This window comes from Rhizobium sp. TRM95796 (assembly GCF_025779995.1).
Classification (GTDB): Bacteria; Pseudomonadota; Alphaproteobacteria; order Rhizobiales; family Rhizobiaceae; genus Rhizobium_E.
Genome location: NZ_JAOXHE010000001.1, coordinates 713,749 through 735,689 on the forward strand (window position 1 = coordinate 713,749; position 21,941 = coordinate 735,689).

17 protein-coding genes and 1 other annotated feature are annotated in these 21,941 nt (G+C 63.4%); of the genes, 8 read left to right on the forward strand and 9 right to left on the reverse strand.

Annotated features, from left to right (window positions below):
- Positions 1 to 17 precede the first annotated feature (17 nt).
- Both OCK01_RS03450 and OCK01_RS03455 read right to left on the reverse strand, forming a co-directional pair.
- A complete protein-coding gene (locus OCK01_RS03450) occupies positions 18 to 1,421 on the reverse strand; it encodes a serine hydrolase domain-containing protein (protein WP_263822704.1) in 1,404 nt (467 codons plus the stop codon).
- Positions 1,422 to 1,586: 165 nt separating this feature from the next.
- Entirely contained in the window at positions 1,587 to 3,071 is a 1,485-nt protein-coding gene (locus tag OCK01_RS03455) for a putative bifunctional diguanylate cyclase/phosphodiesterase (RefSeq protein WP_263822705.1), read from the reverse strand.
- A 272-nt stretch (positions 3,072 to 3,343) separates the two neighbouring features.
- On the opposite strand from OCK01_RS03455, the gene OCK01_RS03460 reads away from it, so the two are divergent.
- The 5 genes from OCK01_RS03460 to OCK01_RS03480 all read left to right on the forward strand — a co-directional run bounded on the left by OCK01_RS03460 (position 3,344) and on the right by OCK01_RS03480 (position 8,560).
- Positions 3,344 to 4,594 carry a DUF3419 family protein gene (locus OCK01_RS03460; protein ID WP_263822706.1) on the forward strand — a complete coding sequence of 417 codons (1,251 nt, stop codon included), beginning with the start codon at positions 3,344 to 3,346 and terminating at the stop codon, positions 4,592 to 4,594.
- Positions 4,591 to 5,256, forward strand: a complete 666-nt coding sequence (locus OCK01_RS03465) for a class I SAM-dependent methyltransferase (protein ID WP_263822707.1) — start codon at positions 4,591 to 4,593, stop codon at positions 5,254 to 5,256. The genes OCK01_RS03460 and OCK01_RS03465 overlap by 4 nt, the downstream gene beginning before the upstream one ends.
- A gap of 170 nt (positions 5,257 to 5,426) precedes the next feature.
- Positions 5,427 to 6,209 carry a glycoside hydrolase family 25 protein gene (locus OCK01_RS03470; protein WP_263822708.1) on the forward strand — a complete coding sequence of 261 codons (783 nt, stop codon included), beginning with the start codon at positions 5,427 to 5,429 and terminating at the stop codon, positions 6,207 to 6,209.
- Between the two features lie 163 nt (positions 6,210 to 6,372).
- On the forward strand, positions 6,373 to 7,557 hold the full coding sequence (locus OCK01_RS03475; RefSeq protein ID WP_263823148.1) for a lytic murein transglycosylase: 1,185 nt from the start codon (positions 6,373 to 6,375) through the stop codon (positions 7,555 to 7,557).
- A 67-nt stretch (positions 7,558 to 7,624) separates the two neighbouring features.
- Positions 7,625 to 8,560, forward strand: coding sequence for a DMT family transporter (locus OCK01_RS03480; protein ID WP_263823149.1), 936 nt, complete (start codon positions 7,625 to 7,627; stop codon positions 8,558 to 8,560).
- Between the two features lie 397 nt (positions 8,561 to 8,957).
- Here the strand turns inward: OCK01_RS03480 and metF are convergent, their stop codons facing one another.
- The 4 genes from metF to OCK01_RS03500 form a co-directional block, all read right to left on the reverse strand.
- Complete coding sequence (metF, locus tag OCK01_RS03485; RefSeq protein ID WP_263822709.1) at positions 8,958 to 9,854, reverse strand: methylenetetrahydrofolate reductase [NAD(P)H]; 897 nt, start codon at positions 9,852 to 9,854, stop codon at positions 8,958 to 8,960.
- Between the two features lies 1 nt (position 9,855).
- Positions 9,856 to 10,875 (reverse strand): ArsR/SmtB family transcription factor, encoded by a 1,020-nt coding sequence (locus OCK01_RS03490; protein ID WP_263822710.1) that lies wholly within the window; start codon positions 10,873 to 10,875, stop codon positions 9,856 to 9,858.
- 206 nt (positions 10,876 to 11,081) lie between these two features.
- On the reverse strand, positions 11,082 to 12,731 hold the full coding sequence (ettA, locus tag OCK01_RS03495; RefSeq protein WP_182828963.1) for an energy-dependent translational throttle protein EttA: 1,650 nt from the start codon (positions 12,729 to 12,731) through the stop codon (positions 11,082 to 11,084).
- 113 nt (positions 12,732 to 12,844) lie between these two features.
- Positions 12,845 to 13,558 carry a ribonuclease T2 family protein gene (locus tag OCK01_RS03500; RefSeq protein ID WP_263822711.1) on the reverse strand — a complete coding sequence of 238 codons (714 nt, stop codon included), beginning with the start codon at positions 13,556 to 13,558 and terminating at the stop codon, positions 12,845 to 12,847.
- A 226-nt stretch (positions 13,559 to 13,784) separates the two neighbouring features.
- On the opposite strand from OCK01_RS03500, the gene OCK01_RS03505 reads away from it, so the two are divergent.
- The 3 genes from OCK01_RS03505 (at position 13,785) to OCK01_RS03515 (ending at position 17,332) form a co-directional block, all read left to right on the forward strand.
- On the forward strand, positions 13,785 to 14,741 hold the full coding sequence (locus OCK01_RS03505; RefSeq protein ID WP_263822712.1) for an alpha/beta fold hydrolase: 957 nt from the start codon (positions 13,785 to 13,787) through the stop codon (positions 14,739 to 14,741).
- 86 nt (positions 14,742 to 14,827) lie between these two features.
- The gene (locus OCK01_RS03510; protein WP_263822713.1) at positions 14,828 to 15,616 is read left to right on the forward strand and encodes a TerC family protein; all 789 of its coding nucleotides are present in this window, start codon (positions 14,828 to 14,830) and stop codon (positions 15,614 to 15,616) included.
- Between the two features lie 54 nt (positions 15,617 to 15,670).
- Complete coding sequence (locus OCK01_RS03515) at positions 15,671 to 17,332, forward strand: thiamine pyrophosphate-binding protein (protein ID WP_263822714.1); 1,662 nt, start codon at positions 15,671 to 15,673, stop codon at positions 17,330 to 17,332.
- Between the two features lie 51 nt (positions 17,333 to 17,383).
- Here the strand turns inward: OCK01_RS03515 and OCK01_RS03520 are convergent, their stop codons facing one another.
- From OCK01_RS03520 to OCK01_RS03530, 3 genes are all read right to left on the reverse strand, one after another.
- A complete protein-coding gene (locus OCK01_RS03520; RefSeq protein ID WP_182828961.1) occupies positions 17,384 to 18,091 on the reverse strand; it encodes a pentapeptide repeat-containing protein in 708 nt (235 codons plus the stop codon).
- Positions 18,092 to 18,192: 101 nt separating this feature from the next.
- Entirely contained in the window at positions 18,193 to 19,683 is a 1,491-nt protein-coding gene (locus tag OCK01_RS03525) for a SulP family inorganic anion transporter (protein ID WP_263822715.1), read from the reverse strand.
- A gap of 68 nt (positions 19,684 to 19,751) precedes the next feature.
- Positions 19,752 to 19,807: a sequence feature (sul1 is cis-regulatory element that is thought to sense ions involved in sulfur or methionine metabolism; They are found in Alphaproteobacteria), on the reverse strand.
- Positions 19,808 to 19,924: 117 nt separating this feature from the next.
- A complete protein-coding gene (locus tag OCK01_RS03530) occupies positions 19,925 to 21,775 on the reverse strand; it encodes a methyl-accepting chemotaxis protein (protein WP_412178962.1) in 1,851 nt (616 codons plus the stop codon).
- Between the last annotated feature and the right edge of the window lie 166 nt (positions 21,776 to 21,941).

Genomic DNA, 21,941 nt, shown 5'->3' on the forward strand with positions numbered 1-21,941 from the left:
TCACTCGACGAGAATGGTCAAGGCTGCGCCGGTTCCGGCTCGGGTTCCGGCAGAGGCTCCAAGGTCGCGGCGAGCAACGCCTTGACCAAGGGCGCAGGATCATAGCCGAGCGCAGAGGGCGTCAGGCCCAGCCGGACGACGACGAGATTGGCCGAGGGGATCATCGCGATAGACTGGCCGTCATGGCCGAGCGCCCAGAAGGCGTCGGCGGGAAGGCCAGTCTCTTCGACCGTAGCGCGACCGGCGCCGCTTTTCCAGGCCAGAGCCTCCGTATAACGCCCGCCCGACAGGGCGCTCGCGCGCCCGACGCGCTCGATATAGTCGACCGGCAGGATCTGTTCGCCGTTCCAGTCGCCGCCATTGGCGAGCAGCAGACCGAAGCGCGCCCAGTCCCGCGGCGTCGCATAAAGCAGCGAACCGGCGGAGAACGTGCCCGTCTCATCCGTCTCGAAAATAGCCGACCGCATGCCGATGGGCGCAAACAGCGCCTGACGCGGATAGGCGAGCGCAGCGTCACGATCGGCGAACGTGTCCTGCACCGCCCGCGCCAGCAGCACCGCCGTGCCGGTGGTGTATTCGAACGTTTCGCCCGGCTGGGCTTCGAGCGGCTTGTCGCGCACGAATTTCGCCTGGTCGGGCTCGAGAAACAGCATGCGGGTGACGTCGTCGACATCGCCATAGCTCTCATTGAGAGACAGGCCGCTGGTCATCGCCATCAGGTGCGCGACGGTGATGTCGGCGCGACCATCGGTCCAGTCGGGGAAAAGCTTGGCCTTGTCCCAGGAGAGCGCGCCGTCCTGCATGCGCAGCGCGGCGAGCGCGCCGGCGACCGTCTTGGTCATGGACCAGCCGAGCAGCGGCGTCTCCGCATTGAAACCGGGCGCATAGGCCTCGGCGATGAGGCGGCCGTCCTTCACCACCACCAACGCCCGAGCGCCGGGTCCGATCAGCTTGGGATCGGCGAGCAGCGCTTCGGCGCGCGCGTCGGCGCTGCGGCTGACCGTATCGCCCAGCGGCCATTCGAAATCGGAAACAGGCGGTATCACGGGCGGGTTCTTGAAGGCCACGGCGCGGACTGCGTCGGGATCGCCGTTCGGGGCCGACGCACAGCCGAGACCAGGGCGATAAACGGCCGTTTCGGCGGCGAGGAAGCCGAACAGCTTGGCCGTCACGAGGTCCTGGCCCTTGGACACCGATACATATTTGAGCAGCCAGTGGCCGGGGGCCTGCACGTCGTCGGCCAGCACCTCCTCCGCCTTGCGGCCGGAGACGAAGACGCTGGAACAGACGATCTTGGCCGAATAGGCGTTGGCGACGCGAAACTCTTCGGGCGGATTGATGTATAGCCAGCCGACGGCGCCGATGGCGGCGACGACGACGAGAGCGACCAGCCAGGCCAGGATCCGGGCGATGAGTTTCATAGAGAGTCTCCACAATAGAATGAACTGCGTCGACCTCGAAGGAAAGCCTTTGGGGGCTGTTGCTTTCCAATGAAGTCAACGCAGTTCAGGTTTCCTGTCTTGAGCAGGAAATCGGTTGTTGGGGAAGAGCGAAGGGGCGCGCCTTCCCCAACTTCCGAGCGCGGTTCAGGCGCTTGCGAAGTGGGCGGGCCCTAGGGGCGATGGACCCGCAGCCACAAACAGCGACTGAACCGTATCTGCAGCGATCGGGCGGGAGATCATGTAGCCCTGCAGCGACGTCGCGCCCAGTCCTACCGCCAGATCCAATTGTGTCTGTGTTTCGACGCCTTCGATCGTCGCGCCGATGTTGAACGCCTTTCCAAGCCGAACCATGATGTCGACCAGTTCGCGGTCCTGGCCGCCGTCGCCCAGGCCCCGTGCGAAGGAGCGATCGACCTTCAACTGGTCGAGCGGAAACCGTCTCAGGTGGTTGATCGACGAGCAACCCACGCCGAAATCGTCGAGGGCGATACGCACGCCCATGTCTTTGAGGGCGAGAAGCGCCAGGCGAATACCGTCTTCGTCGACGAGGAAGGCTTCTTCCTTCACCTCGATCGTCAACCGGCGCGGATCGACGCGATGCTGGTCCAGGCATTGCCGGACATGCCGCACAAGACCGGGATCGCGAAACTCGTCGCCGCTGACATTCACCGACACGCCGATTTCCTCGGGCCAATCGGCTGCGTTGGCGATCGCCTTGGAAAACACCATCCGACCGATGCGCATGATATGCCCGGAACGCCGCGCCACATCGAGAAAAGCGTCCGGCCGCAGTACGCCGCGACGCGAATGCCGCCAGCGCAGCAGGGCCTCGAATGCGTTCACGCGCCGCTGTTCGGCATGCATGATCGGTTGGTATTCGAGGAAGAATTCGTCGTTGCGCACGCCCGCGGCGATCTCTTCTTCGAGACGCGCCTGTTCGTCGACCGCCCGGCCGAGCGCCGGCGTATGAAAGATATGAGTCGAGCCGGTCACGTCCTTGGCGACATAGAGCGCGCTGTCGGCGCGGCGCATGAGGTCGCCGATATTCTGGTCGTTCTCTTCGATGTAGCAGACCCCGATCGACACGCTGCAGGCCACGCGGCCGCCGCCGAGATCATAAGGCTCGGCCGCCGCAGTCTCGATCACCCGGCAGAGACGCTCGACGTCGCTGTCGCGCGGCTCGCCTGCTACGGTGACGACGAACTCATCGCCGCCGAGGCGAAACAGCCGCGCCAGCGGACCGAGAACGGCGCCGAGGCGGGCGGCGAAGGCGCGCAGCAACTCGTCGCCGGCGTCGTGGCCCAGCATGTCGTTGACCTGCTTGAACTTGTCGAGATCCATCAGCAGGATCGCCGGGCGGAAGCGGCCATGCCGCTTGGCTTCGACGAAGCGCTCGATTTCGAGTTCGAGGGCGCGCCGATTGGCCGCGCCGGTCAAGCGGTCGCGAAGCGAGAGTTCGAAAAGTTGCCGGGCGGCGCGGTCACGCTGTTCGAGACGACGCTCGAGCGCCTCCTTCAGCGCGCCGATGCGATGAAAGGCCAGCCCGCACAAGATGGGGGCCGTCAGCATGAGAGCCTGGGTCGGCGTCAATCCCGTCGATGCGACGGGCGCTCCCTTCACTCTCGTCACGGCTTCCGCCGTCAATCCGATTATGGGCAATAACGCCCCTATTGCCGAGCCAGCGAAAGCATATCGCTGAGACATCCTCGGCAGAAACGTTCGCAACATCATGTTCGCCGCTCCTGGTGATGAATCAGAAGCTAGTCGCGAAGTCTTAACTTGCGGTAAACGGATTCCGCGTCCGGCGGTTCAATTCGGGCCAATCGCCCACAATCTTCGTCATCAAACCGTCGCGCATTTGCAATATTCGCTACGCATCCGTTGGATCGAGGGGATTGCACATGATCGACGCCATCATCCGCAAGCGACGCATCGGCCTTGACGAGCGCTTGAAGGGCGCTCTGCTTCAGCATCGGGCGCTCAGCCTCGACGGAATATCGGAGCGCATCTTCGGACTTCTCTTCTCAGGTCTCGTCTATCCGCAGATTTGGGAAGACCCCGAAGTCGACCTCGCCGCGATGGAGTTGGAGCCCCATCACCGCCTGCTGACGATCGCTTCCGGCGGCTGCAACATGTTGACCTATCTCGCCAAGGGTCCCGAGAGCATCGACGTCGCCGATCTCAACGCCAGCCACATCGCGCTCAACCGGCTGAAGATCGCCGCCTTCCGCCATCTTCCCGCCCATGCCGACGTGATGCGCTTTTTCGGCGCCGCCAACGAGCGGGCCAACAGCGCCGCCTATGAGCGCTTCATCGCTCCGCATCTCGATGCGAAGAGCCGTCGCTACTGGGAAGGCCGCCGCCTGAACGGCAAGCGCCGCATCGAAGTGTTCAACGGCAATTTCTACCGCACGGGCCTGCTCGGCCGCTTCATCGGCGCCAGCCACATCGCCGCGCGCTTCTACGGCGTCGACCTCAACGAGCTCATGCAGGCCCGCAGCCTCGAGGAACAGCGCGATTTCTTCGATCGCCGCATCGCCCCCGTCTTCGATCGCAAGGCGGTGCGTTGGATCACGGCGCGCAAGAGCTCGCTGTTCGGCCTGGGCATTCCGCCGCGCCAGTTCGACGAACTCGCCAGCCTGACCGACGAAAAGACGCTGGCCGGCGTGTTGCGCCAACGGGTGGAGAAACTGGCCTGTCATTTTCCGCTCCAGGACAATTATTTCGCCTGGCAGGCTTTCGCGCGTCGCTACCCTCGGCCGACCGAAGGAAAGCTGCCGCCCTATCTGGCGCTCGACAATTATCAGGCGATCCGCGCCAATCTCGACCGCGTCACGCTGCACCATGACAATGTCGTGCATATTCTCGAGGGCAAGGCGGCCGCAAGCATGGACCGCTACGTGCTGCTGGACGCGCAGGACTGGATGACCGACGCGCAGATCGACACGCTCTGGCGTGAAATCACCCGCACCGCCCGGCCCGGCGCGCGCGTCATCTTCCGCACCGCGGCGGACAAGAGCATCGTGGCGGGCCGCCTCGCGCCGGAGATCGACGCCGCCTGGCTTTATCGCCGCGAACAGTCGGTCGCGCTCGGCAGAAGGGATCGCTCCGCCATCTATGGCGGCTTCCACATCTACGAGAAGACGCCATGACCGACCAGACCCTCGCCGCCCGCAATCATTCCGGCCTGATGGACGACATCTACCGCCATCAGCGCCATATCTATGATCTCACCCGCAAATATTACCTGCTCGGCCGCGACGAGACGATCCGCGGGCTGACGATGACCGCCCGGCAGAGCCTGTTGGAAGTCGGCTGCGGCACGGGCCGCAATCTGGCGCTCGCCGCAAGACTGCACCCCGGCATTCGCCAATTCGGCCTCGACATATCGGCGGAAATGCTGGCGAGCGCAGAGAAGACGCTGACCATCGAAGGCATGCCGGCGCCCGTGCTCCGCCTGGCCGACGCTGCGCGCTTCACGCCGGCCGAATTCGGGGTGGCGGGTTTCGACCGCATCCTGATTTCCTATGCGCTCTCCATGATCCCGGACTGGGAGCGCACGATCGAGCAAAGCGTTCAGGCGCTGAAGCCCGGCGGCTCGCTGCACGTGGTCGATTTCGGCCAGCAGGAGAATCTGCCGACGCCGTTCCGCACGATGCTGTTCGCCTGGTTGGGGCGCTTTCACGTTTCTCCCCGAGCAGATCTCGGGACGGTCATGGAGAAACATTCGCAGGCGAATGGGTGCGATTTCGAATTTTCGTCGCTGCGGCGCGGTTACGCCTGGCGGGCGATCATCCGGCGCTCCCGGGGCTGACACGGGCAGTTGCCCTCGCCGAAAGCGACGCGCAAGCCGAAAGATGCAATTTCCGCTTGGAAACTAACCGATTCTTTACGATGATGCCGCAGGATCGGCGCTTACGCCCTGAGTTGACGTGATGAGCGGCAGGCGGCAGGGGTTTTGTATTGCGTCTTATCGGGGGAAAAATGCGTCGCTTCGCGCTTTTCGTCATGCCCTTGCTGCTAGCGATGGCGTCATGCTCGTCTGTCGAGTACGACCTCGTGGAAACGGCCTCCGTGCCTCCGCGCTTCCAAGACATGGATCCGCAGGATTTCGGGCCGAAGACCCCGCATCACCATCCTGTCCATGGCATCGACGTATCCAAATGGAACGGCGACATCGACTGGCGGCAGGTGCGCGGCTCCGGCGTCGCGTTCGCCTTCATCAAGGCGACCGAGGGCAAGGACAATATCGACAACCGTTTCCACGACAACTGGCGCGCCGCCAAGGCCGCCGGGGTGCCGCATGCGCCCTATCACTTCTACTACTTCTGCTCGACCGCCGATCAGCAGGCCGATTGGTTCATCGCCAATGTGCCGAAGGCCGCCATGGTGCTGCCGCCGGTGCTCGACGTGGAATGGAACGGCGAGTCCAAGAACTGCCGCTATCGTCCGTCCAAGCTGACGGCCGTGCAGGAATTGCAGCGCTTCCTCAACCGTCTCGAAGCCCATTACGGCAAGCGTCCGATCATCTACACCACGGTCGATTTCCATCGCGACATTCTCGTCGGCGAGTTCAAGAATTATCACTTCTGGCTGCGCGCGGTGGCTGATCACCCCAACAACATCTATACGGACCGCCGCTGGGCTTTCTGGCAATACACCAGCACCGGGCGCATTCCCGGCATCAAGGGCGACACCGACATCAACGTCTTCGCCGGCTCCAAAAAGAACTGGCGCAACTGGCTGACGGCCGTCGCAGAAATGTGACCTCGGGCGTGAAGCCCGCGACCGCCGGTCCCGCTTCACGCCTTCCTATCCTCTGGGATTTTGGCTTGCATCCGCCATAATTCTCTGAAAAACCTTTCGCGAAAATTGCTCTTTCGGAAGGTTCATCATGCAGCGATCGCTGACCGCTTCCCTCTTCTGCGCGATGACCGCGCTGACCTCCCTTCCCGCTTCGGCCCAGACGGCCGAACCCGCTCAGCCGGCGGCGCCCGCCGTGGCCTGCGGCGGCGATCTCGCAGCCTTCCTCGACGGCGTGAAGGCCGAAGCCATGGCGCAGGGTATTTCGGCGACCGCCGCCGATGAGGCGCTGGCCGGCGCGCGCATCGACAACAAAGTTCTTTCGATGGACCGCGGCCAGGGCGTCTTCCGCCAAACCTTCCTCGAATTCTCCAAACGCGTCGTCAGCCAGGCGCGGCTCGATATCGGCCGGCGCAAGATGAAGGACCATGCCGCAACCTTCGCCAAGGCTGAGGCCGATTATGGCGTGCCGGCCCCGGTGATCACCGCCTTCTGGGCGTTGGAGACCGATTTCGGCGCCGTACAGGGCGATTTCAACACCCGCAACGCGCTGGTGTCGCTGGCGCATGACTGCCGCCGTCCCGAACTCTTCCGGCCGCAATTGATCGCTCTCGTCAAGATGGTCGCCGACGGTGATCTCGATCCTCAGACCAACACCGGCGCCTGGGCGGGCGAAATCGGCATGGTGCAGATGCTGCCCAAGGACATCATCGCCTATGGCACGGATGGCGACGGCGACGGCCATGTAAACCTCAAGAAGAGCGACGACGACGTCATTCTCACCGCCGCCCGCTTCATCCAGAGCCTGGGCTTCCGCAAGGGCGAGCCCTGGATCCAGGAAGTCACCCTGCCGGACAATGTGCCATTCGAGAAAAGCGGTCTCGGCGGAAGTCTGAAGGCGCAGGACTGGTTCGCGCTCGGCGTCACGCCCCGCGACGGCAATACGGGTTTCGGCCAACTCGACGCGGCGCTGGTGCTGCCGCAGGGGAGGTTTGGACCGGCCTTCCTGACTTATCCAAACTTCGCCATCTATCTCGAGTGGAACAAGTCGTTCATCTACACCACCTCCGCCGCCTATTTCGCCACGCGGCTGGCCGGCGCGCCGCCCTACCAGAAGGGCAATCCCGAACCCGGTCTCGACACCGACTCGATGAAGGCGTTGCAGACCAAGCTGCAGGCGCTTGGCCACGACGTCGGCAAGATCGACGGCATTCTCGGCGGCGGCACCCGCGTCGCCATCCAGAAGGAACAGCAGCGCCTGGGCATGCCCGCCGACGGCTGGGCGACGCCCGCTCTTCTGAACGCCCTATGATTTTTCGGGTGGCGGATCAGTCCGCCCTCGCCTAGACCTCTCCCGCAGGCAATTCGGGAGAGGACGCATCGTGAACGCCGCCACCGACGCAAAATCCACCATATCGCCCCTCGCCTGGGCGCTGCTGATCCTGCTGGGGCTGCTTTGGGGCGGCTCCTTCTTTTTCGCGCGTGTGGCCGTTCAGCATGTGCCGCCGCTGACGCTGGCGCTGTCGCGCTTCGTGATTGCGGCGGTGGCGCTGCATGTCTACCTGCGTGGACGCGACGGCTTCTACGACACGCTTCGCCGCCGCGCCGGCGCTTTCCTGCTGCTCGGCCTGCTCAACAACGCCATTCCGCACAGTTTCATCTTCATCGGCCAGACGCATATCGGAGCGGGGCTCGCCTCCATCCTCAACGCCACGACGCCGGTCTGGACGGTGTTGATCGCGCATGGTTTGACCAAAGACGAAAAGCTGACGCCCCGGAAATTCGCCGGCGTCGTCCTCGGTCTCCTCGGCGCGGTGCTGCTGTTTTCACCGCATCTCGGCGCGGGCGCCGATGCGCCGCTCTGGGCGCTGGCCCTGCCGCTGCTGGCGGCGGTCTCCTATGGCTTCGCCGCGATCTTCAGCAAGCGTTTTCGTGGCGTCGATCCCACCGCGATCGCCGCGGGACAATTGACCGCCTCGACTTTGATCATGGCGCCCGTGGCCTTGATCGTCGACCAGCCATGGAGCCTGGCTTTGCCGCCGCCGGGAGCGCTTGCCGCCATGCTCGCGCTGGCGCTCGTCTCCACCGCCTTCGCCTATATCCTGTTTTTCAGGATCATCGGTCTGGCGGGCGCAACCAATGCGTCGCTGGTGACGCTGCTCGTGCCGCCGAGCGCCATTCTGCTGGGCATCGTGTTTCTGGGCGAGCGCCTGGAAATCATCGAATGGGCGGGCATGGCGGTGATCGCAACGGGTCTGGTGGTGCTCGACGGCAGACTCGCGCTGCTGATGCGCCGCCGGCTGCTCCACAATTGAACCCCTTAAAAAGTATGGTGAATCAGAGGTTCATCTTCATTTTTCAGTCAGCTCTGTGAAAAAAATGTGAAATCGTGAAAATCTATGAATTTCATGGAGTTGGATCTGTGGATTGTTGCGTGTCCGCCTTATTTCGCCGCACTGCGTCATAATTTCCGCTTTCCAGCGACGCCAAAACGCGCTTAACTCTCTTCGTCAACACGAGCAGGAGGTTCGAGCATGGGAATTACTCAATCCCTCAATATGGTGTTGGTTGGCGCGGCATTTTTGTTCGTCGGCGTAATGCTGTTCATCTGACAAGACGCGCCGGGAGAGGCCGAACCACAAGGCTTCGACGGAATTTGGAGGCGCCGGATCCCAGGATCCGGCGCCTTTTTCATTCAGGCGAATGACGGGCTCAGGCGGCGATGGTGAGCGCCGGCATTTCAAACCGGGCAGGCTCGAAGCCGGACAAACGCAACGCCTCGGAGGTCAGCGCGGATCGGTTCATCGTATAGATATGGAACTGGTCGACGCCGCGTCGAATGAGGTCCAGCACCTGGGTCGCCGCAAGTTCGGCGGCGCGACGGAAACGCTCCTCTGCGTGATCCTCGACCGGGCCGAGCGTCTGCACGACGAAATCGGGCACGCTTGCGCCGCACAGACCCGCGAAACGCTGCACCTGGGCGAGGTTCTGGATCGGCAGAATACCCGGCACGATGGGGATCGTCACCCCGGCGGCCAGCGCCTTGTCGACATAACGCTCATAGAGATCATTGTCGAAAAAGAACTGCGTCAACGCGCGATCGGCGCCCGCGTCGGCCTTGCGCTTGAGATTGTCGATCTCGGCGGCCCAATCGGCGCTTTCCGGGTGCCGTTCCGGATAGGCGGAGACGGAGATGTCCAGGCCGCCGATGTCGATCAGACCCGCGACGAGATCCGAGGCATAGGCGTATCCTTCCGGATGCGGCGCGTAAGCCTGGCCGAAGCCGCCCTGCGGATCGCCGCGCAGGGCGACGATGCGGCGGACGCCGGCCCGCTTGAGATCCGCCACCACCTGGCGAACCTCGTCGCGGCTCGATCCGACGCAGGTCAGATGCGAGGCGGCGTCCAGCCCATGCTCGCCGAGAATGGTCGAGACCGTGTCGAGCGTCGTGTCACGCGTGGTGCCCCCTGCTCCATAGGTGACGGAGACGAATTCCGGCTGCCACTTCTTGAGATCGTCGACCGTATCCCACAGCTGCCTGGCGGCGTCGGCGTTCTTGGGCGGAAAGAATTCGAAGGACAAGGCAATGTCGCGGCAATATTTGGTCATGTCAGGATCTCCTGCTCGTGGCCGAAAACGCAGGCGCGCTGTCGGCGGCGATTTCAATGCGGCGGTCGCGGGCAAGCCATATGGTCACGGTCAACGCCTCGCCCGCCGTTTCCGGGGTCAGGTCCTTGACCTCGACGATATCGAGGCCAATCTCTTCGAGCCAATCGGACATCTGCTGATGCGAGAAACCGAGGCGGGCGTGGTGATGGTCGCTGCGGAGACTGTCGAGGCCGTGAGGGGCGAAGTCGACCACGACGAGCCGCCCCCCCGGCCTGAGCATTCGGGCGGCCTCCGCCAGCGCCAGTTCGGGATTTTCGAGGAAGTGCAGCACCTGATGGATCGAGACGAGATCGTAGGTCTCGCTTTCGAGCGGCAGATTGAAAATGTCGCCGAGCCGGATCGTCGCCTTCGCGAGCCCCGCCTTTTCGAGATTCGCCCGGGCCACGGCGAGCATTTCGCGGCTGGCGTCGACGCCGGTCGCACTGCGATAGATGCCCTCGAACAGCTGCAGCAGCCGGCCGGTGCCGGTGCCGAGGTCGAGAAAGGCGTCGACAGGGCGCGCGCCCACCATGGCGCGCAGCGCCGCCTCCACTTTCGCCTCGGCGACATGCAGCTTGCGGAGCTGATCCCAACCCTCGGCGTTCTGGCTGAAATATTCGCTGGCCTTCTCGGCGCGGCTGGCGCGCACCTGCACCAGACGCGCCTGATCACGGGTGATGACGGCGTCGGCGACGGAGGCGCTTTCGATGATCTTGCGGGTGAGAGCGGCGCTCTCGCCGTCGCGGAGCAGCCGAAACCAGGCCCAGGCGCCTTCCTGGTAACGCTCGATCAGTCCCGCCTCGGCGAGAAGCTTCAGATGACGCGAGATGCGGGGCTGCGACTGGCCGAGAATTTCGGTAAGATCGCTGACGGTGAGATCGCCCGAAGACAGCAGCACCAGCAGACGCAGCCGCGTCGGCTCGGCCGAGGCTTTGAGAATTTCCACCAGACTGTTCAGCGAGAAGCCGCGATCATTAGCCATGCAACACCCAATCAAGACATAAACATATCTTTATATGTTTTCATTGATGGCGCAAGAGGAAAATCAAATGGCGCGCGGAGAAAACTTTCCGTCACATTCGAAACGATCGCGGCCCTAGGACCTGACGCCTGTCAAATTCCGATGCCCGCACAAAAAGAAACCCCCGGCGCGGGCCGGGGGTTTCCGAAGCGTCTCGAGGAAGCGTCTCAGCGCGTCAGGCGCTTATAGGTGACGCGGCTCGGATTGAGCGCGTCCGCGCCGAGGCGGCGCACCTTGTCCTGCTCGTAGTCTTCGAAATTGCCTTCGAACCATTCGACATGGCTATCGCCTTCGAACGCCAGGATATGGGTGGCCAGGCGGTCGAGGAACATGCGGTCGTGGCTGATGATCACCGCGCAGCCGGCGAAGTTTTCCAGCGCGATTTCCAGCGCCGCCAGCGTTTCGGTGTCGAGGTCGTTGGTCGGTTCGTCGAGCAGCAGCACGTTGCCGCCGGACTTCAACATCTTGGCGAGGTGGACGCGATTGCGCTGGCCGCCCGAGAGATTGCCGACCTTCTGCTGCTGGTCGCCGCCGCGGAAATTGAAGGTCGAGCAATAAGCGCGCGAATTCATTTCGTGCTTGCCGAGCTTGATGACTTCCGCCCCGCCGGAGATCTCCTCCCAGACGGTCTTGTTGCCGTCCAGCGCGTCGCGGCTCTGGTCGACATAGCCGAGATGCACCGTCTCGCCGATGCGGATCGAACCGGTATCCGGCTGCTCCTGGCCGGTGATCATGCGGAACAGCGTCGTCTTGCCGGCGCCGTTCGGACCGATCACGCCGACGATGCCGCCGGGCGGCAGCTTCAGCGACAGGCCGTCGATCAGCAGGCGATCGCCATAGCCTTTGGAGACGCCTTCCATTTCGATGACCACCTGGCCCAGGCGTTCGCCGACCGGGATGATGATCTGGGCGTCGCCGGGACGCTGGTTTTCCGCCGCGTCGACCAGTTCGTCATAGGAGCGGATACGCGCCTTGGACTTGGCCTGGCGCGCCTTGGGGCTCGACGAAATCCACTCCTGCTCGCGCGCGATCGCCTTCTGGCGAGAGGCTTCCTCGCGATTTTCCTGCAGCATGCGCTTGGCCTTGGCCTGCAGATAGGCGGAATAATTGCCTTCATAGGGGATCGAACGGCCGCGATCGAGCTCGAGAATCCAACCCGTGACATTGTCGAGGAAGTAGCGGTCGTGGGTGATCATCAGCACGGCGCCCGGATATTGGCGCAGGTGCTTTTCGAGCCAGGCGATCGTCTCGGCGTCCAGATGGTTGGTCGGCTCATCGAGCAGCAAGAGATCGGGCTGCGACAGCAGCAGCTTGCAGAGCGCGATGCGTCGGCGTTCGCCGCCCGACAGATTGGTGACGTCGGCGTCGCCCGGCGGGCAACGCAATGCGTCCATCGCCATCTCGACCTGCTGTTCCAGATCCCAGAGATTCTGCGCGTCGATGATGTCCTGAAGCGCCGCGCCTTCGTCGGCCGTCTCGTCGGAATAGTTCATCATCAGTTCGTTGTAGCGTTCGAGGATGGCCGTCTTCTTGGCCACGCCTTCCATCACGTTTTCGAGCGCCGTCTTGTTGGGGTCGAGCTGCGGCTCCTGCGGCAGATAGCCGATGGTGGCGCCGTCGGCGATCCAGGCTTCGCCGGTGAACTCCTTGTCGAGACCGGCCATGATCCGCAGGATCGTCGATTTACCGGCGCCGTTGGGGCCGAGGATGCCGATCTTGGCGTCCGGATAGAAGGAGAGATGAACATTCTCCAGCACCTTCTTGGCGCCGTAGGCCTTTGTCAGCCCCGACATGTGATAGATGAATTGACGCGCCATGCCATAACCTCGATGAACGGAATTCGGGAATTGCGGGCTATGTAGGGCAATTCCCGTTCAGGGGCAACGCCGTTTTGCCATCGCTCCCAGCCGAGGCCGGCTCGGCGCACAGCCTATTGCAGGCCGGCCGCGTCGACGATTCCGGACGGGCAACCGAACTTGGTCGGCTTGGCGCGGGCGAGCAGCGCCGCCATTCCCAGGCCTTTCTCGCCGTCTTTTTCGGCGCCGAGCCCAATCGACAGGCCGGAGATCAGCCGGCGGCCTCCATCCTTGCGGCAACGCATCTTCACCTTGTCGCCGCTGCCCGCGCCGAAGGCCTTGTCGAAAGCCGATTTGATCTGCGCCTCGTCCAGCGTCTTGCCGATATTGGCGACGAACAGCGCGCCCACCGCCGAGCGGTTGACCTCGGCGGTCAGGCCGAGCGCGCGTCGGAAGTAGTCGTCGGCGAGGCCGCCCGAGCACAACCCGTGCTTGACCCATTCATGGCGGTCGAGGCCCGAGGCGACGCCCGGCATGGCCGCAGCCAGATCCCGTGCCAGTAGCGGATCGAGCGCCAGCGCGGGCATCTTCAACCAGTCGCCGGCCTTGTCAGCGGTTTTCAGAGCCTCGGTCGCGCCGCAATAGGTCTTGCGCAGCACCCAGAGACCGTGGAGAGAAAATTGCCTCGCCGACAGCCCGTCCGCCGCGCCATCGGCGCATTCCGGCCGCTTGCGCTGCCCTTCGCAGAAAGCGGGATGCCAGGATAGACCCAGCGCCATCACCGTCCGGTCCGGCGCCTCTGTTTCCGCCGCCAGGAGCGAACTTGCGATGAGCGAAAGAAAAAGCATCAATATATTAGCGATCGTTGAAGTTATTTTGCGCCCGCACATAACGGTTTCCTAAAGTCCATGTGAACACTAAGAGAACATAATGAATACATCTTTAGATTTTACAATCCAGAAAATCGAGACCTACAAAATGCAACCGATAACGATTTGACTCGGATTGGATTTTTTTTCGCGGCAGGTTAGAGCTGAGGCGCGATCGGCGCAGCAACCGTCCGGAGAACAGATCATGGCATTCGAAACGGCGGAAATGATCGCGCGCGCAGGCGCCGAAATCGCATTGCGCAGCCGCATGGCGGACGGGCGCGCGCGGGCAGTGGTGATGATCTGCCACGGCCTGGCCGAGCATGCCGGGCGCTATGGTCGGTTCGCCGCCTTCCTCGCGGCGCGCGGCTATCACGTCTACGCCCATGACCATCGCGGCCACGGTTCGACCACCGCGCCCGATGCGCCGCTCGGACGGTTCGCGGCAAAGGACGGCGCAGCCAAGGTGCTGGACGATGTCGCCGCGATCAGGGCGCTGGTGGCCGAGCGGCATCCGGGTCTGCCGGTCGCCTTGTTCGGACATTCCATGGGCGGCATGATCGCCATGAATGCCGTGCAGGAGCGCCCACGCGACTACGCCGCCCTCGCCATCTTCAACAGCAAGCTCAATCCCGGCGCCGCCGGAGCGCTGGGCACGCTGGCGATCAAGGCCGAGCGTTTCTTCAAGGGCTCCGACGTGCCGAGCATGATCGGCCCCAAGGCGACCTTCGACGCCTGGGCGAAGAGCATTCCCCACGCCCGCACCGATTTCGACTGGCTGAGCCATGACGCCGCCGAGGTCGACGCCTATGTCGCCGATCCCCGATGCGGCTTTGCGGCGTCGGTGTCGCTCTGGCTCGATCTGATGACGCTGTCGCGGCAGGGCGGTGATCCGAGCCGCCTCGCGCGTCTTCCGCCAGATCTGCCGGTCTATCTGGTCGGCGGTGGCGAAGATCCGGCGACGGCTCGGGGAGCCGACATGATCTGGCTGGAAAACCGCCTGAGAAAGAGCGGCGCAAACCGCCTGACCACGGTCGTTTATCGAAACATGCGGCACGAGACGTTGAACGAGATTGGACGGGACGAAGCCATGCGCAATTTCGTCGCCTGGCTGGACGCGGTAATTTCCGCAAATCAGCCGGGAACCGATACCGCCCCATAGTCTTTTCCTTCCCGCCGCGCCTTGCCTTCGCGAGCCGGACCAGTATCAATGGCCGCGACAAAATGGCCGATGGGGACCCCTTGCCGATGTTCGAAAACCTCTTCACCTTCGAAAGCCTGATCACCTTCCTGATCCTGACCGCGCTCGAGACCGTGCTCGGTTTCGACAATCTTCTTTATATTTCGATCGAGGCGAAGAAGGTCGATCCCGCCCGCGAGGCCTATGTTCGTCGCACCGGCATCATCCTGGCCATCGGCCTGCGCATCGTGCTTCTCTTCGTGGTCCTGAAGCTGATCGACATGTTCCAGGCGCCGCTCTGGGAGGCGCATACGAGTTTCTTCACCGCCGCCGTCAGCGGCCATTCGCTGATCGTTCTGTTCGGCGGCGTCTTTCTCATCTACACGGCGATCAAGGAGATTTTTCACATGATCGGCGCGCCGCATGCGGAAGACAATGCGGTGCGCGCCGCGCGCCGCAGCGTCGCCTCGGCGCTGACCATGATCCTGATCATGAACATCGTCTTCTCCTTCGACACGGTGCTGTCGGCCGTGGCGCTGACGCATAATTTCATCGTCATGGCAGCCGCCATCATCGTCTCGGGCGTGTTGATGGTGGTGATGGCCAATACGGTGTCGAACTTCCTCAAGAAGAATCGGATGTATGAGGTGCTCGGCCTCTTCGTGCTGCTGCTGGTCGGCTATATGCTGATGTCCGAAGGCGGCCATCTCGCCCACCTCTCCTTCTTCGGCTATGCGATCGAGCCGATGGCGAAGTCGACATTCTACTTCGTGCTGGTGACTTTGATCATTGTCGAAATCATTCAGGGCCGCTATCAGAAGCGCATCCTGGCCGAGCAGGAGCGCAGCAACCATTGACGGCGTCGCGCGCGCCTTCTCGGCTTCCCTTGAAGCTGACGAAGAGTGTGCGCGATGACCAAGAAGACCGGCGGCCAACTGATCGTGGAGGCGCTCGTCGCCAATGGCGTCAAGCGCCTCGCCTGCGTGCCGGGCGAGAGCTATCTGGCGGTGCTGGACGCGCTGCATGACACCGATATCGACGTGATGGTGTGCCGCCAGGAAGGCGGCGCGGCGATGATGGCCGATTGCTGGGGCCGGCTTACCGGAGAGCCCGGCGTCTGCATGGTCACCCGCGGCCCCGGCGCCACCAACGCTGCGGCCGGCCTGCATGTGGCCCGGCAGGATTCCGTGCCCATGATCCTGTTCATCGGCCAGGTGCAGCGCGACGCCCGCGAGCGCGAAGCCTTCCAGGAAGTCGAATATCGCCGCGCCTTCACCGAATTCGCCAAATGGGTCGGCGAGATAGACGACGCCCGCCGTATCCCGGAATTCGTCACCCGCGCTTTCGCGGTGGCGACCTCCGGCCGCCCCGGCCCCGTCGTGCTGTCGCTGCCCGAGGATATGCTGACCGATCTGGTCGAGGCGGCGGACGCCCGTCCCTATCAGCCCGTCGCCACCCATCCCGCGCCGAGCCAGATCACTGATCTCAAGGCCCGGCTCGAAAAGGCCGAACGCCCGCTGGTCATTCTCGGCGGCACGCGCTGGAGCGAAGCCTCGGTCGCCGCCTTCCAGTCCTTCGCCGAGGCCTGGGATCTGCCGGTCACCGTGTCCTTCCGCCGCCAGATGCTGTTCGATCACGCGCATCCGAATTACGCCGGCGATGTCGGCATCGGCGTCAATCCGAAGCTCGGCGACGCGGTGAAGAACGCCGATCTGCTGATCATGCTCGGCGGTCGTTTCTCGGAAATGCCGTCGTCGGGCTATACGCTGGTCGATATTCCCTATCCGCGCCAGTCGCTCGTGCACATTCATCCCGACTCCTCGGAACTCGGCCGCGTCTATCGTCCCGACGTCGCGATCAACGCCGATCCTTCGAGCTTTGTCGAGGCGCTTGCGGGCATGACCCCGAGCGCGCCCGTCGCCTGGTCGGAGCGGACCAAGGCGATGCGCGCCGACTATCTCGCCTGGTCCACGCCGCCCGAACAGGGCCCCGGCGAGGTCGCCATGGGCCCGATCATGACCTGGCTCGAAGGCAATCTGCCGAAGACGGCGATCATGACCAACGGCGCCGGCAACTACGCCACCTGGCTGCACCGCTTCCATCGGTTCCAGGCTTACGCCACCCAGGCCGCGCCGGCCTCGGGCTCGATGGGCTACGGCCTGCCCGCCGCCGTGGCCGCCAAAGCCGCCTTCCCCGAGCGCGAAGTCGTGTGTTTCGCCGGCGACGGCTGCTTCATGATGCACGGCCAGGAATTCGCCACCGCAGTGCGCTACAACCTACCCATCATTGTGGTGCTGGTGAACAACGGCATCTACGGCACGATCCGCATGCATCAGGAGCGGGAATATCCGGGCCGCGTCTCGGCCACCGGGCTCACAAATCCGGATTTCTCCGACTATGCTCGCGCCTTCGGCGGCCATGGCGAGAAGGTCACGAAGACGGCCGATTTCGCCGACGCCTATCTGAGGGCGCGCGCCAGCGGCAAGCCGGCCATCATCGAGGTCATTCTCGATCCGGAAGCCATCACGCCCACCCGCACGCTGAGCCAGATCCGCGAGGCGGCCAAAGGCTGAGGACCAAAACAAGCAGCGCGCGTCCGGCTTTTCGGGTTTGTGCGCGCCGCGTCAATCGTCCTCGAACTTGCAGGGCCAGCCTTTCGACGGCTTCAGGCCCTGCGGCAATTTGGTGTCCTTGTCGCCGCAGGCCATGTCGATCTGCCACTGGTTGAGGCCCGTGGCGGCGGACAGATCCACGCCCTCGATGCGGGTGAGGAAGAAAAAGGCGCGGTCGAAATCCGCCGGCTTGGAAAACTGCGCGCCGCGAAAATCGGCGCGGGCGAGATTTGCGAGCGCAAAGCGGCTGCCGCTCACGTCGGCCTTGTCGAATTGCGACCGGCCCATATCCGCTTTGGTGAAATCCACGTCGGTCAGCACCGCGGCATGAAAGTTCGACCGCTGCAATTCGCCGCTGCGGAAGATCGCGCCGGGCGCATCGATCTCGCTGAAATCGGTGCGGTAGGCCTCGACGCGGGCGAAACGCGCGCCCGAAGCCGTGGAGCCGGCGAGATTGGCCCGCACCAGCGTCGCCTTCTCGAAAATCGCCGAGACGAGATCGGAGCCGCCGAGATCGGTGCCGGAAAAATCGACATTGGTGAGATTGGCGCCGCGCAACTCGCCGCCGGGCAGCATGAGATTGCGTTTGTTGCAATCGCGCCAGTCGATGCCGGCGCGCGGATAGTCGTGGCAGTCGTCGGCGGCATGCGCATAGCCTGTCGTCAGAAAGGCTGCGGCCAGAGCAATCAGACTCGAAACGGCAAATTGTCTCACGCGCATAGTCTCCTCCGATTGCTGCGGCAGGCGACGCCCAAACGAAGCGCGCCGCCCGCCCATACTAGGCGCACGGCGCGAGAAGGAAAAGGGGCTGTCGCCGCGCCTCAGTGAAGCGCCGCGCTCGCAGCCTCCCTTTCGGACTTGTCATGCAGCGCGAAGCGATCGACCATGTCGGCGCTCGCCGCGTTGAAGCCGAGAATCTCGACGTCGACGCCGGCCTTGCGGAATTTGATCACCACCTTGTCGAGCGCGCCGACGGCGGTGATGTCCCAGAGATGGGCGCGGGAGACGTCGATGACCACCTTCCGCGGGTTTTCCGTGAAATCGAAGGCGCCGACGAAATTCTCCGCCGAAGCGAAGAAAATCTGTCCTTCGACCTGATAGACCACCTCGCCTTCCGTCGCGCCCGCCAGACGCGTCACGCGGAACAGGCGCGCCACCTTGCCGGCGAAAAAGACGCCCGACAGGAGAACGCCGACCAGCACGCCCTTGGCGAGGTCATGCGTGCCGACCACGGTGACCACGGTCGCCAACATCACCACCGACGACGGCAGCGGATTGCGGCGGAGGTCGAGGATCGACCGCCAGGAAAAGGTGCCGATCGACACCATGATCATCACCGCCACCAGCGCCGCCATCGGTATGATCCGCACGAGATCGTCGAGCGCCACGATGAGCACCAGCAGGAAAGCGCCGGCGACGAAGGTCGACAGGCGCCCCCGTCCTCCCGAGGAGACGTTGATGACGGACTGGCCGATCATCGCGCAGCCGCCCATGCCGCCGATCAGCGCCGACGCGATGTTGCCGGCCCCCTGGCCCAGGCATTCCTGGCTCTTGTTGCTGGGCGTGTCGGTCATGTCGTCGACGATCTGCGCCGTCAGCAGTGATTCCAACAGGCCGACGGCGGCGAGCGTCACCGAATAGGGAAAGATGATCTTCAGCGTCTCGAAGGTCAGCGGCACATCGGGGAGAACGAATGACGGCAGCGCCGAAGGCAGTTCGCCGAGATCGCCGACCGTGCGCAAGTCCATTCCCGTCCACCAAGCCGCCAGCGTCAGCGCGGCGATCGCCACCAGCGGCGACGGCACGGCTTTGGTGACATAGGGAAAGAGGTAGATGATGGCGAGACCGGCCGCGATCATCACATAGGTGAGCGGCGGCACGCCGATCAGTTCCGGCAACTGCGCCATGAAGATCAGGATGGCCAGCGCATTGACGAAGCCCGTGATCACCGAACGCGACACGAAGCGCATGACCCGTCCGAGCTTGAGGAAGCCGGCGAGGATCTGGATGACGCCCATCAGGATGGTCGCGGCGAACAGATATTGCAGGCCATGCTCCTTGACCAACGACACCATGACCACCGCGGTGGCCGCCGTCGCCGCCGAGACCATGCCGGGCCGACCGCCGACAATGGCCGCGACGCAGGCGATGGCGAAGGACGCGTAGAGGCCGACCTTGGGATCGACGCCGGCGATCACCGAAAAGCCGATCGCTTCTGGAATGAGGGCGAGCGCGACGACGACGCCGGAAAGGATGTCGCCGCGAATATTGTGGAACCACTCGTGGCGGTATCGAGAAAAAGCCGTTTGCATAGGAGAAAAAACCACAGTTGAAGGCAACGGGCCGACAGGATCGGGCCCAGGAAAAGGTTGCGTTGCTGTGTTGTCTGGCGGATCGGCGGCCAGAAGAGCCACCCGGATTTTCACCGGGTCCTTGTGGATGACCGTCTCTTATCCAAGTTTTTGACAGAGGACAAGTTTCGTCCGGTCGAAATCGTGAAACGACGAAGGCCGGCTCGCGCCGGCCTTCGGATAAACGTTTGGGGGTCCAGGCTCAGGCGGCGTAGCGACGCTGCGCGCCCGACCGGTCCTCCAGCTGGAAACGGCTGATCAGTTCGACCAGGCGATCGGCTTCGCTGGCCAGCTTCATCGTGGCGGCGGACGTCTCTTCCACCATCGCGGCGTTCTGCTGGGTCACGTTGTCGATCTGGTTCACCGCCTGGTTGATCTCATGCAGGCTGGTGGCCTGCTCGCTGGCGGAATGGGCGATCGAATGGATGTGGCTGTTGATCGAATAGACGCGCTGTTCGATTTCGGTCAGGGCCGATCCGGTCGCCTGAACCAGTTGCACGCCGGTCTGCACCTCGTCGCCGGATTTGGTGATGAGCGCCTTGATATCCTTTGCAGCGTTGGCGGAACGTTGGGCGAGTTCGCGCACTTCCTGCGCAACGACGGCGAAGCCCTTGCCGGCTTCCCCGGCGCGGGCGGCTTCCACGCCGGCGTTCAGCGCGAGCAGGTTGGTCTGGAAGGCGATCTCGTCGATCACGTTGATGATCTGGCTGATCTCCTGCGAGGCCTGCTCGATGCGGCCCATGGCGTCGATCGCCTGCCCCACGACCTGGCCGGCGCGGGCGGCGTTGTCCTTGGCCTGGGTCACCATGCTGGCGGCTTCCTGGGCCTTGTCTGTGGCGGTGCGGACGACGCCGGTGATTTCCTTGAGCGCCGTCGAGGTCTCCTGCAGAGCTGCGGCCTGCTGCTCTGTGCGGCGCGACAGGTCGTTGGTCGAAGAGCCCAATTCGTTGATGTTGCCGTTGATTGAGTCCGATGTCGCCAGCACTTCGCGAATGGTGCGCTTGAGGCTCTCCATCGTGCCGTTGACGTTGCCCTGCAGTTCGGCGAAGGCGCCGTTGTAGCGGCCGTTCATCGAGCGGGTGAGCACGCCCTCGGCGAGATTGGCCATCACGGCCCGCATTTCTGTGATGCCCGCGTCGACGCCGGCGAGCAGCAGGTCGACATTGTTGGCGACGGCGTTCAGATTGGCGTCGCCGAAGTCCTTGTCGATGCGGCGGCTGAAATCGCCTGCGGCGGCGGCGGCCACGACCTCGGACATCCGGGCCTGCAGTTCGTCGTTGCGGGCGCGGCGCGCCGCTTCGAGGCTGTTGAGTTGGACGACGGCGCGGCCGTTCTCCTTGAACACGCCGACGGCCTGAGCCATTTCGCCGATCTCGTCCTTGTGGCCGAGGAAGGGAACGGCGATCTCGAAATTATTGTTCGCGACGGCGCGGATCGTGTCGGTGATGCGCTTGATCGGCGCACTCAAATGGAAACGGGCGATGTAGAAACCGAGACCGGCGCCGGCCAGGATGCCGAGCGCGCCGGTGGCCATCACGATCGTAAAGATCCACGTCTTGAAGCTGGTGATCGACTGGTCGATCGCCGACAATTCCGCCTGATCAGTTTCGACAATGGCGTCGATCTGCTTTTGGAACGCCTTGCGGTTTTCGCGGTTGAGCTCGTTGTTGCCCTGTGCGTCGGCCTCCTTCGGATCGACCCCGGCCCCCAAACGCGCGGTTTCGGCGCGGAACTGGCGGAACTCGGCGGATTTCGCCGCAAGCGCTTCGAATTGGGTTTTCTGCGCTTCCGGAACGAGCGGAGCCCATTTCGCGAGAACACGGTCCATCTCGGCGAGATTGTCCATCAGCCCGTCGGCGAACTTCTTGGCTTTCTCGGTGGAGGGCGCATGATAGATGCCGCGGGCTTCCATGACGACGGCCGTGACATAGCGGTTCAGGCGCTCACCGTAATAGGCGCGTTCAGACACATTCTTGTAGTCGTGCAACTTCTCGTCATATCTGGAAATCGCGAACAGCGATACGCAGCCGATCACCAGAGATGTCGCGCACATGACGCCGACAAGACTATAAATTTTTCCAGATATCTTCACAATGCACCCCACCAACGTCGAGCAGAGCCCTTCTCCGCCGAAATTCCGTTAATTGGATCACGACGCCCTTAAATAAGGGTTAAGCGAAAAACCCCCGAAAATCAGGGGTGAATCCCGAAAACAACCT